General features: G+C 44.1%; 13 protein-coding genes and 1 tRNA gene. 10 read left to right on the plus strand and 4 right to left on the minus strand.

The genetic code is table 11. The annotated features are described in order from the left end of the window. Nucleotides 1-17: 17 nt before the first annotated feature. Nucleotides 18-689, minus strand: a complete 672-nt coding sequence (locus CLV82_RS12755; RefSeq protein WP_133644735.1) for a TetR/AcrR family transcriptional regulator — start codon at nt 687-689, stop codon at nt 18-20. Between the two features lie 248 nt (nt 690-937). Between CLV82_RS12755 and CLV82_RS12760 the strand changes: the two genes are divergently transcribed. After that, nucleotides 938-1,714 carry a formyl transferase gene (locus tag CLV82_RS12760; protein ID WP_133644736.1) on the plus strand — a complete coding sequence of 259 codons (777 nt, stop codon included), beginning with the start codon at nt 938-940 and terminating at the stop codon, nt 1,712-1,714. Nucleotides 1,715-2,248: 534 nt separating this feature from the next. On the opposite strand, the gene CLV82_RS12765 is transcribed toward CLV82_RS12760, so the two are convergent. After that, a tRNA-Arg gene (locus CLV82_RS12765) sits at nt 2,249-2,322 on the minus strand. A gap of 93 nt (nt 2,323-2,415) precedes the next feature. Between CLV82_RS12765 and CLV82_RS12770 the strand changes: the two genes are divergently transcribed. Beyond that, on the plus strand, nt 2,416-2,928 hold the full coding sequence (locus CLV82_RS12770) for an adenine phosphoribosyltransferase (protein ID WP_133644737.1): 513 nt from the start codon (nt 2,416-2,418) through the stop codon (nt 2,926-2,928). On the opposite strand, the gene CLV82_RS12775 is transcribed toward CLV82_RS12770, so the two are convergent. After that, nucleotides 2,925-3,077 carry an SsrA-binding protein gene (locus tag CLV82_RS12775; RefSeq protein ID WP_133644738.1) on the minus strand — a complete coding sequence of 51 codons (153 nt, stop codon included), beginning with the start codon at nt 3,075-3,077 and terminating at the stop codon, nt 2,925-2,927. The two genes, CLV82_RS12770 and CLV82_RS12775, sit on opposite strands and share 4 nt — an antisense overlap. Before the next feature lie 431 nt (nt 3,078-3,508). Here CLV82_RS12775 and CLV82_RS12780 point away from each other — a divergent pair, with 431 nt between their 5' ends. Then, on the plus strand, nt 3,509-4,447 hold the full coding sequence (locus tag CLV82_RS12780) for a calcium/sodium antiporter (RefSeq protein ID WP_133644739.1): 939 nt from the start codon (nt 3,509-3,511) through the stop codon (nt 4,445-4,447). Between the two features lie 51 nt (nt 4,448-4,498). Here CLV82_RS12780 and CLV82_RS12785 read toward each other — a convergent pair whose 3' ends face one another. Next, a complete protein-coding gene (locus CLV82_RS12785) occupies nt 4,499-5,524 on the minus strand; it encodes a glutamine synthetase beta-grasp domain-containing protein (protein ID WP_133644740.1) in 1,026 nt (341 codons plus the stop codon). Nucleotides 5,525-5,731: 207 nt separating this feature from the next. Here CLV82_RS12785 and CLV82_RS12790 point away from each other — a divergent pair, with 207 nt between their 5' ends. The 7 genes from CLV82_RS12790 to CLV82_RS12820 all read left to right on the plus strand — a co-directional run bounded on the left by CLV82_RS12790 (nt 5,732) and on the right by CLV82_RS12820 (nt 13,668). Then, complete coding sequence (locus CLV82_RS12790) at nt 5,732-7,918, plus strand: glutamine synthetase III family protein (protein ID WP_133644741.1); 2,187 nt, start codon at nt 5,732-5,734, stop codon at nt 7,916-7,918. A 515-nt stretch (nt 7,919-8,433) separates the two neighbouring features. Then, nucleotides 8,434-9,225: a hypothetical protein gene (locus tag CLV82_RS12795; RefSeq protein ID WP_133644742.1), complete on the plus strand. Its 792-nt coding sequence runs from the start codon at nt 8,434-8,436 to the stop codon at nt 9,223-9,225. A 61-nt stretch (nt 9,226-9,286) separates the two neighbouring features. Beyond that, the gene (locus CLV82_RS12800; RefSeq protein ID WP_133644743.1) at nt 9,287-10,390 is read left to right on the plus strand and encodes a hypothetical protein; all 1,104 of its coding nucleotides are present in this window, start codon (nt 9,287-9,289) and stop codon (nt 10,388-10,390) included. A gap of 215 nt (nt 10,391-10,605) precedes the next feature. Further along, nucleotides 10,606-11,100: a hypothetical protein gene (locus tag CLV82_RS12805; protein WP_133644744.1), complete on the plus strand. Its 495-nt coding sequence runs from the start codon at nt 10,606-10,608 to the stop codon at nt 11,098-11,100. A 9-nt stretch (nt 11,101-11,109) separates the two neighbouring features. Then, a complete protein-coding gene (locus CLV82_RS12810; protein WP_133644745.1) occupies nt 11,110-11,874 on the plus strand; it encodes a CsgE family curli-type amyloid fiber assembly protein in 765 nt (254 codons plus the stop codon). A gap of 3 nt (nt 11,875-11,877) precedes the next feature. After that, a complete protein-coding gene (locus tag CLV82_RS12815) occupies nt 11,878-12,273 on the plus strand; it encodes a curli production assembly/transport component CsgF (protein ID WP_133644746.1) in 396 nt (131 codons plus the stop codon). Nucleotides 12,274-12,279: 6 nt separating this feature from the next. Next, nucleotides 12,280-13,668, plus strand: coding sequence for a CsgG/HfaB family protein (locus CLV82_RS12820; RefSeq protein ID WP_133644747.1), 1,389 nt, complete (start codon nt 12,280-12,282; stop codon nt 13,666-13,668). Nucleotides 13,669-13,673 lie beyond the last annotated feature (5 nt).

The raw sequence follows: 13,673 nt of genomic DNA on the forward strand, positions 1-13,673 counted from the left end.
TTTAGATTGATTTGATCTCAACGAGCAATAGTTTTAAAGGTCATTTCAGTATAAAACCGTACAATATTCTGTTTCCCGGTTTCAGTATCTGTGAGGCTTGGTAAATGATCTGAAAAAAAACGTTGGGCATGGGAGCCTTCAATGATTGTCGATACGAGCATATGGGGAAATTCGTAATCCGGATTAAGTTCCAGTGCAAATGATCCCACTCTGCTAACGACTCGTTTGTAGACTCGGAAATACCCTTTTTCATTTTCAGTATCCACTGCCTTGGTGAGGTAGACCTTGGCTGATTCGGCTATAATGATACGATGTAAAGTCACCTCGTTAATATAGGAAACAGAGCTGTCTTCTGTTACCTCCTCAGTTAAGATACGGATAGCTTCCTTAAGTTTTGTGCCTGGATCTTCGAGGTTATTCGTGGCAAAAACCAATTGATACTCTTTCCAGCTCCAGTACCAGCAGAAGAGGTAAGCGAGTAATGCATGCTTATTCTCAAAATAGCGATAGATAGAGCTTTCCGTAGAGCCGATGCTTTTGGCGAGCTTCCGGAAGGTGAAGGCTTCGAAACCCAGCTTATCGATCATGTCAATACTATACGTGATGATCTTGCGCCCCAGCTCGGTGGAGTCGGGGTTCTTGCAATAGAAAGCCGGATCTATTTCTATATGTAATGGGAGACTTTTCATAGTAAACCGTGCAAATATAATAGTAATGCTATCATTTTTATAAGCATTGCTATTATTTAACGATTATTTAATGAATTTACCTTTTGTTTTGTCGCCCCATATTCCTTGTGAGGGATGATCAGAAAGGGTTTTCCTGCTAAGGAACAGCAAAAAGCTTTTGGAATAGCGCACATAAGCTAAAGTCGGTCATACTATTTTCGGGGCAAAACCTACGAGTGCCTAATTGTTTGTCGACCGAATCTGGCTATATGGAAAAGAAAGTGATCATGATGGTTGGAGAAGGGGATTACCCCGTGATGGTTTACAATTACCTGACTTCGCATGGAATTGTAATTGACAAGGTGATTATCGAAAAACCCATCAGTCCCAAAGTGTTTCTTAAGAGAAGAATCCGGAACATCGGGTGGGTTAAAGTGATCGGGCAAGTGCTGAACCGGATATTTGTAGTTCCGTTTCTGCGCTGGTCATCCAGAGAACGTTTTAAAGAAATTAAAGAGCTGGGAAAGCTGGACAGTTCCCCGATTCCTGAAGATAAGATCCTCAGGGTGGCCTCTGTGAATTCAGAAGAATGCCTGGAGGAATTACGAAAGCAAAATCCGAAAGTGGTGGGAGTAGTTAATACCAGGATCATTTCCGGGAAAACCCTGAAGGCCACGGAAGCAGATTTTATCAATATCCATGCGGGGATCACACCTGGTTACCGGGGATGGCATGGAGCCTATTGGGCCTTGGTTCGCAAGGACCTGGCCCATTGTGGGGTTACGGTTCATAAGATCGATGAAGGTATCGATACCGGTGGCATCCTGTACCAGGACACCATAGACATTACGGACCGTGATAATTACTACACTTATCCCTACCTGCAATTAGTTAAAGGATTGCCCTTATATAAAAGAGCAATAGAGGATATGCTGAATGGCGACGGAACCTTTGGTTCAGAGCTGGCAACTAATGAAGACGGTCTGTATTACCATCCTACCATCTGGGAATATATTTCCAACCGGGTGTTACTGGATGTAAAATAGAGTTTACCGTTATGTGGTGATGCGGTTATGCGGTGAAACGGTGATGCCGTGATGCGGCCCGCCCGCCCGCCTGCATGTACGCAGTACGGGCAGGTACCGGACGGCACGTTCGGGCGGGTGATGCGCGGATACGGTGACAAGGTTGGCCAGTGAACTGTAAACGGTTATCCGCGAACTTCGAGTTCGAACTTCAAACCTCGAATTTACCTGCCCGCCCGTGCCGGTCGGACGGGCCGTAGGCAGGCTTTGAGCCATAACCCCCGGATTACCTTCGGTGATCCTTTACGCCCCCCTTTGCAAATAGAAAGTCCATGGCTGACGCCATGTCTTTTCGTTTTACTCCACATTCTGAAAGCAAAGCTTTCAATGTTCCGTAAAACAAAAAATCCATCACTTGCGTGATGGACTTTCTGCTTGTAGTGACCTCGCCAGGATTTGCTGACGCACATCCTGCAAAGCTCCGCTTTGAAAACAGTTCAAACAAAAAAACGCTCAAGCAAGCTTGGCGTTTTTTCTTATTGAACTATTTATTCGTGACCTCGCCAGGATTCAAACCTGGAACCTTCTGAGCCGTAATCAGATGCGCTATTCAGTTGCGCCACGAGGCCGTTTTGATGTTTCCCGATCCGATCTTTCAATCATTTCGGGCTGCAAATATATTTCTTTTTACTTTTAGGGCAAAATAACAGCAGCTCAAAAAAATGGATTTTAAGAAATTTGTACGCGATGTCAATGATTTTCCTAAACAAGGCGTTGTCTTCAAGGATATTACCCCCTTGCTGAAAAATCCTGAAGCATTACAAAAAGCTAACGAGGCGATGCTGCAGCTGCTGGACAGTCAGAAAATAGATTATGTGGTTGGAATGGAAAGCCGGGGATTCTTCTTTGCTCCTATGCTGGCTGCTAGGCTCCAGGCTGGTTTTATTCCCGTCAGGAAGAACGGGAAACTTCCGCATGATACCATTACCGCCAGTTACTCCCTGGAATACGGGGATGATACCCTGGAGATGCATACAGACAGCATCAGTAAAGGAGACCGGGTGCTGATCCATGACGATGTGCTGGCAACCGGGGGTACGGCAAGGGCTGTTTGTGATATGGTGGAGAAACTGGGCGGGGAAGTAGTGCAATGTGTATTCCTGCTGGAGATCAAAGCGCTAAAAGGTGAAGAAAAACTAAACGGGTTTAAAGTGACCTCCCTGATGGAGTATTAGTCCAGCGAATTCCTGGTCACATAATACCTCCAGCCAATGATCATCATCTGTAACTTGGTTGCCTTTGACAGATCAAACTGCTTCCGGCTGTAAGAGGGTAGAACAGCCTTATTGATCCGCGCTAATATTCTGAAGATTTTCTTTTTCATCGGCCTTCACCAGGTTTTAAAATCCAGCTGCCGTAATCTTTCCGCCGCCAGGCAGAAGAGAACGGGACACTTATTTTGGTTTTCCTAAGTGAAGGTAATAATTAATACCATTAATAAGGTCAATACCAATTTGGCCAGGGTGATCATGGTCGATTGTTATAATTCGTTTGGAATGAGAAAGATAAGGAATAGCCTACTTCCCTCAAAGAAATCCAGGGAAAAGGACGGGTATTGTAGCTAGACATGTCTTTTTCTTTCTATAAGCGTAAGATAATTCGATCTTCTTTTCGTATGCTCTTTCATATTATTAAGAGGATAATAATGCATTCTGTATATTAGTTAGTTTTGAATCCTTCGTCCTAATATTTTTCCATAACCGGGATCTGAGGTAAATCATTCTTCCCATAAATAATAATGGGTAACCTTGCGCTATGCTGAACTTCTTTTTTATTCTTGCCGGACTGCTGATCCTTATCCTTGGGGGGAACTGGTTGTTAAAGGCGGCAGTAGCGCTCTCGCTTAAATTGGACATACCAAGGATCGTGATCGGGATGACCGTAGTCTCTTTTGCCACCTCGGCACCGGAACTGATCGTCAGTGTAAAAGCGGCACTCAATGGTTTCCCTGACCTTGCACTGGGAAATGTGGTAGGATCCAATATTGCTAACCTCGGCCTCGTACTGGCTATTACAATCACCCTTGGAAATATCGAGGTCAGGAAAAGTTTTTATACCGTGGATTGGCCCATGGTGATGCTGGCCTCGCTGATGTTCTTTGGCTTTATCTATTTTGACAAGGAACTGACCAGGGGAGAGGGTATAATAATGCTGGTTGCTTTGTTCGTGTTCCTTATTTACCTGCTGAGGTTCCAGAAGGTAGCCGTTGCGGGTAACCTGCTCGAGGATGATGTTCCATTACCTTTATATAAAACAGTGTGGTTACTGGGAATAGGGGGAACTGCGCTCTGGGCCGGGTCTGAATTACTTATCAATGGAGCCGTGGGAGTCGCTTCCTCCCTCGGGGTCAGTGAGCGACTTATAGGGATCTCTATCGTTTCAGTGGGAACGAGTATCCCGGAGCTGGCAGCATCCGTGGTAGCGGTGCTTAAAAAAGAGAAATCCATTTCGCTGGGAAACCTGCTCGGTTCCAACATCTTCAACTTGCTTGCAGTCATGGGCATTACCTCCGTCATCACCCCGGTCACGGTACTGGATGAACAACTGCTGAAATCCGATATATTCTGGATGCTTGGGTTCTCCTTCTTGGTCCTTCCGCTGGTATTCTTACCCCGTGGACTGCGCCTGGGTTGGCGAGACGGGATCTTCCTCATCCTCGGCTATATCATCTTCCTCTATATCTCATTCCAATAAAAAAACCCCGGAAGGTCCGGGGTTTCTTTAAGCTATGATAGTTTGTTGCAATTAATTGGCAACAGCCTCTACTTTGGCCGATTTTACAGTCTTAATGATTCGTCCTGCAACTTCGTACGGATTGGCGTTAGAAGCAGGCCTCCTGTCTTCCAGCCATCCTTTCCAACCGCTTTCCACGGTGGCAATCGGAATTCGGATAGATGCACCACGGTCAGAGACCCCGTAAGAGAACTCGTTGATCGACTGCGTCTCGTGCGCACCGGTCAGTCGCTGATCATTATGTGCACCATAAACCTTGATATGGTCTTTTGCAGTAGGTCGGAATGCCTCGCAGATCGCTTCGTAAACATCTTTACTGCCCGCGGTACGCAGGGTCGAGTTAGAGAAGTTGGCATGCATTCCACTTCCGTTCCAGTCACCTTTTACAGGTTTCGGGTGCAGTTCTATATAGTAACCGTATTTTTCTGTAAGCCTGTTCAGCAGGTAGCGGGCTACCCACAGTTCATCACCGGCTTTCTTTCCTCCTTTGGCGAAATTCTGGAATTCCCATTGTCCCGGGGCAACCTCCTGGTTGATCCCTTCAATGTTCAATCCCGCTTCCAGGCAAATATCCAGGTGCTCCTCTACAAAGTCGCGCCCCCAGGTATAACGGCCTCCTACAGAACAGTAGTACTGCCCCTGAGGTCCTGGAAACCCACCTCTTGGAAATCCAAGGGGTAGATCGGTTTCGGTATCCATTAAAAAGTATTCCTGTTCAAAGCCGAACCAGAAATCATTATCATCATCATCGATCTTTGCACGGTGGTTAGAAGCATGCGGAGTTCCGTCTGCGTTCAGTACCTCGGTCATTACCAGCCACCCGTTGTTCTTTTCAGGATCCGGGTAGATCGCAACCGGTTTCAGCAGGCAGTCTGAAGAACCTCCTTCTGCTTGCAGGGTAGAACTTCCGTCAAAGGACCACATCGGGCAGCTTTCCAGTTTGCCGTCAAATCCGTCAATCACTTTTGTCTTGCTTCGTAACTCTTGGGTGGGCGTGTACCCGTCCAGCCAAATGTACTCTAGTTTTGCTTTGCTCATAATACCATCAATTAAATTTCATGATGGGTCAAAAATATATTTTTTATTTGTACACCTTTGCAAATTATAGGGGTAAATATCAAAAACATCGACATAATTATCAACACCCCCCTTTTTGAGGGGGTGTATTATGAATAATTAAATTTTGCCCCTTTAAAATTGGAAATGCTTAATTTAGCTGGAATCAAAATCTTTAAACTAAACTAAATGTCTAAAATCAGATACGAAGCCATACAGGAAAGTTATAACCGGGAAAAGATCGCAGATCGGCACGAAGGACGCCGATCCGAATTTTTCGGGTCACACGTCTTTAACGAAAGCCGTATGCGCCAGTTCCTTACCAAGGAGGCGTTTGAAAGTGTAAAAGGAGCAATGAACTCCGGGAATAAGATAGACCGTAAAATGGCCGACCAGGTAGCCGAAGGAATGAAATCCTGGGCGATCAGTATGGGAGCTACACATTATACCCACTGGTTCCAGCCTTTGACCGGCGCCACCGCAGAGAAGCACGACGCTTTCTTTGATATGGATTACGACGGGAGAGCACTTGAAAAATTCGGTGGGGGCCAGCTGGTACAACAGGAACCGGATGCTTCCAGTTTCCCTTCCGGGGGGATCAGGAACACTTTCGAGGCCAGGGGGTATACCGCCTGGGATCCTACTTCTCCTGCCTTCCTGTACGGGGATACCCTTTGTATACCCACCATATTTGTCGCTTATACCGGGGAAGCCCTCGATAATAAGGCACCTTTATTAAGAGCGCTGAGTGCTGTGGATGAAGCTGCTACTGCAGTCGCTAAATATTTTGATAAGAACGTCAGCAAGGTAACCGCTACCCTGGGTTGGGAGCAGGAATATTTCCTGGTTGACAAAGCCCTGGCCAATTCACGACCCGACCTGTTACTTACCGGCCGTACGCTGGTAGGACACCTGGCGGCCAAAGGACAGCAGCTGGATGATCATTACTTTGGAGTGATCCCGAAGCGGGCGCTGGAATTCATGAAATCCCTGGAGCTGGAATGTATGAAACTGGGAATCCCGGTAAAGACAAGGCATAACGAAGTAGCGCCGAACCAGTTTGAGCTGGCCCCGGTGTTCGAGGAGGCCAACCTGGCTGTGGATCACAACCTTTTATTAATGGATGTGATGGATAAAGTTGCAGACCGGCACAATTTCAAAGTGTTGTTCCATGAAAAACCTTTCGCCGGAATCAATGGTTCCGGGAAGCATAACAACTGGTCCCTGGCTACGGATACCGGGACCAACCTGCTCAGCCCGGGTACCACCCCTATGAAGAACCTGCAGTTTTTGACCTTCTTTGTCAATACCATTAAGGCGGTCGACTCCTACGAGGAATTGCTGAGGTCATCCATTGCTTCTGCAAGTAATGACCATCGCCTCGGCGCCAATGAAGCACCCCCGGCAATCCTTTCTATATTTATAGGGACACAACTAAGTGCAGTGTTAGATGAACTGGAAGGTGTATCGCAAGGCAAGCTATCCCCTGAGGAAAAGACAGAACTGAAACTGAACGTGGTAGGGAAGATCCCGGATGTATTGTTGGATAATACGGATCGGAACCGTACCTCACCTTTTGCCTTTACAGGGAATAAGTTCGAGATGCGGGGGGTTGGTTCCAAGAGCAGCTGTGCCAAGCCGATGACCATCCTTAATATGATCATGGCCAAGCAATTACGCCTGTTCAAGAAGGAAGTGGATTCTCTGATCAAGAAGAAAAAACTGAAGAAGGATGAAGCCATCTTTAATGTACTCCGTGAATACATCAAATCGTCCAAACGGATCCGTTTTGATGGAGACGGTTACAGTGACGAGTGGGAAAAGGAAGCCGAGCGCCGCAAGCTGAGCAATAACAAGACCACTCCTGCTGCCCTGGAGGTACTGACCCGCAAGGAAACCCTGGACCTCTTTGACGAGATCGGGGTGATGAGCGAGACCGAGGTTCGTGCCAGGCACGAGGTAGAACTGGAGACCTATATCTTCCAGATCCAGATAGAAGGCAGGGTGTTCACCGAGTTGGTGTATAACAACATCATCCCTTCTGCCGTGGAATATCAGAACAAACTGATCCGCAACGTGACCGGATTGAAAGAGATCTACGGGGCGGCCCATAAGAAGGTCTCCGAGGGGCAGCTGGAGATCATCGAAAAGATCGGTGAGCATATTGCGGAGCTGAAGAAGCACACCGATGCCATGACCGATGCCAGGAGGCGTGCCAATACCATGGAAGATATCCATAAGAAGGCAGATGCTTACTGCAATACGGTTCGTGGGTATTTTGACGATATCAGGTACCACTCGGATCGCCTGGAGCGCATCATAGAGGATAAATCATGGTCACTGGCGAAGTACCGTGAGTTATTGTTTACGCGTTAGTGTAGGGTTAATGCTACATAGAAAATAACACTCAAGCCCCTCCTGTAGGGGCTTTTTATTTTACGAGAAATTCTAAAAATCAATAAAGTTATTGACGATTATGCATTGGCACCGTAAATTATTAAAAATACCACAGCGATATTAAAAAATTTAACATTAGTGTATTTTATCGGTCAAACCTGACCATTTATCAAAATATTGATAAAAAATCTACGCTGTTACAATTTTTTTCTCAACTTCAGCATCGTTAATAAAAAAGCGCCGTACAATTATTGGCATTAATTATTAATCAATTTTTGCGCCCCACGCAATCTTCTTTTTATAGAACAGTCCTACTTATGCCCGGAGTTCACCCAACCCTCCGGACCCTGCTACTTTGGCTATAGTGTCCTATATGACCGATAGGTCTGCTAGTTATATGTCGTCGTTCGATAATGCCCGGGATCCGGGACCCAACCCATCCAAAGCTCCCCCGCTTTTTAGTTAAGTATATTAACCTTTAAACTATATCTATTATGAAAAAAGTGATGTTAAGCGCTGCGGCGCTACTAATCGGAGTTGTTGCCATGGGGCAGTCCAACACTAGTAACGCGACCATGACCGGTGGTCCTAATTCGGCTACCGTTGACCAAACTGGGTCAAACAATTTAAGTACTTTATTGATTGATCTTGCATCCGGAAATACGGTAGATATTGATCAAATGGGTTCTCTTAATATCAGTGATATCTATGTTGATGGTGATGGTAATTTAACTATCGTTTACCAAGATGGTAGTGGTCATGTTTCGGATGTAGATGTACATGGAATTAATGGTATTACACATGTGCAACAATTTGGAACGAATCAGAACAGCGTAGTTAACCAAAGTGGTGATACAAATATTAGTCATGTAACACAAATGAATGATGATCATGATTCATATTTAACCCAGGGGGGTGATAATAACCACATTGATGTATACCAAGATGGTGTCCAGAATGAAAGCTGGGTTGACTCATTTGGTTCCAGTAATTATGGTAGTGTAACGCAGACTGGAAATGATCATTATAGCCATTTGTGGTCAGTGGGAACTAATTCATCTGCTTACGTATGGCAGGGAGGAGATAATAATTATAGCGACCTGCATCAAAACGGTAATGGGAATTTTGCCGACGTGAATCAAAATGGGAATTCTCATATTAGTTTAGTAAACCAATTTGATGATGGAGGACATTCTGCTACGGTCACTCAGACTGGAAATAATCAATTCAGTTCGGTATCACAAGGTGGGTATGGCCAGTCCATTATTGTTACACAATCTAACTAATCCTTGGAAAAAATGGGATCTAATTTAAAATTAGATCCTGGTTTTCATAAAACAAACGAAAATGAAAAATATATATATATCATTAATGGCGTTATTCGCAGTGGGCTTTACAAGTGCTCAAAATACGAGTAATGCGACTATGAACGGTAGCGGGAATTCCGCAACTGTAAGCCAGGCGGGACTGAATAACCTGAGCAACCTGGATGTAACCGGTACGGATAACCTTCCAATCATGGTAGATCAGTCGGGTACCAACCTTGAAAGTGACATTGATATTACCAACGGTGATAATAATGACGTGTCTGTAACCCAAAACACAGCTGATAACTTTTCCATGGTCGATGTAACCGGGAATGGCAACTCGGCCACGGTAGGCCAGGGATTTACAGATATGACCAGTTATATTACCCAAAGCGGTGATGGAAACATAGCAATTGTAGATCAGAATGTTGCCAATGTAACCCCTTACGCACCGGAAGTCAGTTGGGATAATCACAGTGATGTACTTCAATCGGGCAATGGGAATCTTACTGAAGTTTATCAGTATGATTGGCAAAATAATAGTTATGTAACTCAATCCGGAGATGGTAATAGTGCAGATGTTTATCAGGGTTGGTGGAGTAACGACAGCTGGATTACCCAGTCCGGCGATAATAATACAGCCATAGTTAACCAAGATTATCAGCCCGGTATCAATAATACTAGTACCATAGGGCAATCGGGAGATGGCAATTTAGCTGACGTCTATCAAGAAGGTACTACTAACAACAGCGACATAGATCAATCCGGGGATGGAAATACTGCTTATGTTGATCAATTTGATGATAGTAATATCAGTACAATAACTCAGGATGGCGACTTGAACACAGCAACTGTAACTCAACGTGTTTCGGATATTAGTACTTCTGAAGTTACTCAATCAGGGATTGACGCAACAGCTACGGTAAATCAGGATGGATTGGACCAGCACAGTTGCGTGGATCAGAACTCCTTGGCTACTGATAATGCGACGGTCAATCAATTTGGTTCTTATCAGGAAAGCTATATTTTCCAAAGCGGAGATGGATTGCATGATGCAACGGTTAACCAGACAGGGGACTCACATGATAGCTGGGTGACTCAATCTGGGTTAGATCAAAATATTATTGTAACTCAAGGTAATTAAAAAAAGATGAAAGCACTATTGGCGGGTCTTACGGCCTGCCAATAGATGTTTTATAACAAAATTTTACACAGTACTTTATTTGTTTGTGAACGGTGTTTTGTATGTCCATAACGAATACCTAGAATATGTCAGAGAATTGCATTATAAATAGCCTAATTTGCAATAAACTAAGCTTATAGGCCTAGTCTTGCCTCAGGGCCCATAATATGACCACGATGAAATACATTTTTAAAATTATATTTTGCTGTGTTACGCTCTATCCAATTTATTCTTACGGGCAGATCAATGGCGCCAACCATGCGGCTACTCAGGCAATTTACAGTTCGGAAAGGTTAAGAAGCGTATTGGAACTGCCACAGCAACAGGAAGTCAATAGCGTGGAAATTATCCAGGTAGGGGCTGGTAATGAAAGTTATACTATGATAAATGCTCAAAACAGCCAGGTTGAACTTATTCAGAATGGTATGTATAATCGTATCAACCTTGATCTTACGGCGGGCACTATCAATTACAATGTTCTTCAAAATGGTGATAATAATTTTTTACTGGAATATGCACGGAAGAACGATAATGCAACAATCAGGCGATCCGTAGTTCAGAACGGCGAAAAAAATAATTTGATTATACATGGAAGAAATTCACTCTCGGACCAGATGAGTATCCAGATGAACGGTGGGGTAACAGGTCTGATCATTAGAAATTTCAATTAAACAATATTTATGAGGCTATTATATCCCCAATTTCTGTTCATAGTCTTATGTTGCTCTTCACTCCTGGCCCAAGAAGCTTTGAATGAAGAAGTAGAGGCCAAAGCTGTGATAGAATCCCGGGGCGAGTTAATTGATGTTACTGCCACAGTACTCAATAAAGCAGAATTCAGTAAAAGCCTTAAATACCAACTTACCGTTTTTAAAAAAGCTTCCGAAGCACAATCCGAAGCAAAAATGAATTCCGAAGGGTATTTTATATTAGAACCCGAGGAACAAAAGATCCTGGCGCAGCAATCCATCAATGTGGAAGAAGACCAGCGCATCATTATCCTGTTATTAATCTTGGAAGATGAGAGAGTGATTGCCAAAGATCGGGTAGTTATTAATGGCCGGGAGGGGGAAGACAATATGGTTCCCATGGTGGTTCGTGATCTCGAAACTGTTGTTAAAAAAGAGAATCCGGAAGCTGCTATGCTCCGGGGTATGGTGTTGGAAAATACCAAGACCAAACCAGGCCGGGATTTCTATAAAATGTTTTATTCCCTTTATACTGCTAATAATATAAATGGCCCTAAAATAGTAAGGGTAGACGAAGAATTGGCAATCGGTGGAAACACTCAGATAAAAATTCTTGTAGAAGAACAACTAATAGCAAAATTCGTCGTAAACCCGAGGAGTGATTACTTACAGCAACTTGCCGAAAATTCGGTGGCCCGAGTGAGAAGGTATTTTGCGCAGCTAGAAAGATATGAAAACCAACAAAAACGATACTGACCTATGAAGAAATTCATAATTTTATTGCTCTTTTTATTTAGTTCTTCAATCTTTTGCCAGCAATTGGTATACACCCCGGTAAATCCTAATTTTGGAGGAAATACCTTCAATTATCAATGGCTGTTGAGTTCCGCTAATGCCCAGAATTCCTTTGAAGATGCATCCTCCGGGAGGCAAGAAAGGAGTGAATTAGAGGACTTTCAGCGAAGTCTGAATCGCCAATTATTGGGCCAATTAACTCGTGATGTTTTTAACGCTGAGTTCGGAGAAGGCCTGCAGGAAGGAGTTTTTAATGTAGGCAGTTTGTTGCTAGAAATATTTGAAACCGGAGAAGGTCTCGTAATCAATATACTGGACACCAATACCGGTGAGCAAACCCAGATCATCGTCCCCAACTAGAACTTTATGAAAAAATTTATTGCAATGCTCCTGCTAGGAAGCGTTACCGTTTCCTTTTTGTCATGTGGTGCCTATTTTAACCAGCCGGTGACCACTACCCCGGCGCGAATAGGGGAAATTACTCCTAAAACTAAAGTTCTGGATTCCTTGCCATTACCTGAGAAACCGGTCATTGTAGGGGTTTATAATTTTAAGGATCAGACCGGTCAATATAAATCTGTAGAGAATGGAAGTACATTCAGCACTGCAGTCTCGCAGGGAGCCACTACCATGCTGATTAAAGCCCTTGAGGATTCAAAATGGTTCACACCCATCGAACGGGAAAACCTGTCTCATTTATTGAACGAAAGAAATATAATACGATCTACTCGCGAGGAGTTCAGCCGCAATGATCCTCAGGCTTCTACCATTCTGCCTCCACTATTGTTTGCAGGAGTCCTCTTAGAAGGCGGGGTGGTTTCCTATGATTCCAATATTCTCACAGGGGGGGCAGGAGCTCGGTATTTTGGAGTAGGTGGTGCAGCGCAGTACCGGCAAGATCGTTTAACCATATACCTCAGGGCAGTTTCTACCTCTAATGGGAAAATCCTGAAAACAGTGTATGTTTCCAAAACTGTACTCTCTCAGGCTGTCGATGCGAGTCTTTTTCGTTATGTAAGTTTTCAACGCCTCCTTGAGGTAGAAACAGGGTTTACAAAAAATGAGCCGGTACAATTAGCTATGAAAGACGCGATTGAAACCGCTGTTCACTCTTTAATTGTTGAGGGTGTTGAAGATGGGCTTTGGAAAACTGCCGGAGGCGAGGAAGACGATAGTAAATTAGTAGCTGCTTACCAAAAAGTGCGGCAGGACGAGGAATCTACATTGTTGTATGGTCGTAAGCAGCGTTCAGAGCTTTTAACCAATACTTTTCAGGTTTCCGGGATCGCTACCTTATTCAATGGCGATTTTGGTAATAAGAAATTCGCAGGTGGTGGTATTGTAGGCTATCAATATCGATTTAAACCTCATTGGAGCTTGGTACTGAGTGGTAGCTATTTATATTTTGAAGGAGGGAACAGATTTTCTAAGGAGTATATGAGCGGAGAACTGAACCTTGATTATACATTCTTACCGTATGATCATATTTCGCCATATGTATATGGGGGTGTAGGGGGCATCTTTGACCTGCACACTACCGAACCTTCACTTGCAGAGAATACCACGGCTATAAAATTTCAATATGGTTTAGGGGTCAAAGTAAAAGTTGGTCCGCGTATGGATCTAGCGCTTTTTGCAGAGAACAATATCACTTTATCTGATGCAATAGATGAAGTAATAAATGGTAAACGGGATGATTACTATTATAATTTTGGCTTAGGCCTCCACTACAGCTTTGGAAGCCGGAAAAATTGAAAATC

The organism is Zeaxanthinibacter enoshimensis (assembly GCF_004362865.1).
GTDB lineage: Bacteria > Bacteroidota > Bacteroidia > Flavobacteriales > Flavobacteriaceae > Zeaxanthinibacter > Zeaxanthinibacter enoshimensis.

Coding starts and splice junctions, on each gene's coding strand:
- CLV82_RS12775 (WP_133644738.1), bottom strand. CDS start 3,077: ATGAAAAAGAAAATCTTCAGAATATTAGCGCGGATCAATAAGGCTGTT.
- CLV82_RS12770 (WP_133644737.1), top strand. CDS start 2,416: ATGGATTTTAAGAAATTTGTACGCGATGTCAATGATTTTCCTAAACAA.
- CLV82_RS12760 (WP_133644736.1), top strand. CDS start 938: ATGGAAAAGAAAGTGATCATGATGGTTGGAGAAGGGGATTACCCCGTG.
- CLV82_RS12805 (WP_133644744.1), top strand. CDS start 10,606: ATGAAATACATTTTTAAAATTATATTTTGCTGTGTTACGCTCTATCCA.
- CLV82_RS12800 (WP_133644743.1), top strand. CDS start 9,287: ATGAAAAATATATATATATCATTAATGGCGTTATTCGCAGTGGGCTTT.
- CLV82_RS12810 (WP_133644745.1), top strand. CDS start 11,110: ATGAGGCTATTATATCCCCAATTTCTGTTCATAGTCTTATGTTGCTCT.
- CLV82_RS12785 (WP_133644740.1), bottom strand. CDS start 5,524: ATGAGCAAAGCAAAACTAGAGTACATTTGGCTGGACGGGTACACGCCC.
- CLV82_RS12755 (WP_133644735.1), bottom strand. CDS start 689: ATGAAAAGTCTCCCATTACATATAGAAATAGATCCGGCTTTCTATTGC.
- CLV82_RS12795 (WP_133644742.1), top strand. CDS start 8,434: ATGAAAAAAGTGATGTTAAGCGCTGCGGCGCTACTAATCGGAGTTGTT.
- CLV82_RS12790 (WP_133644741.1), top strand. CDS start 5,732: ATGTCTAAAATCAGATACGAAGCCATACAGGAAAGTTATAACCGGGAA.
- CLV82_RS12820 (WP_133644747.1), top strand. CDS start 12,280: ATGAAAAAATTTATTGCAATGCTCCTGCTAGGAAGCGTTACCGTTTCC.
- CLV82_RS12780 (WP_133644739.1), top strand. CDS start 3,509: ATGCTGAACTTCTTTTTTATTCTTGCCGGACTGCTGATCCTTATCCTT.
- CLV82_RS12815 (WP_133644746.1), top strand. CDS start 11,878: ATGAAGAAATTCATAATTTTATTGCTCTTTTTATTTAGTTCTTCAATC.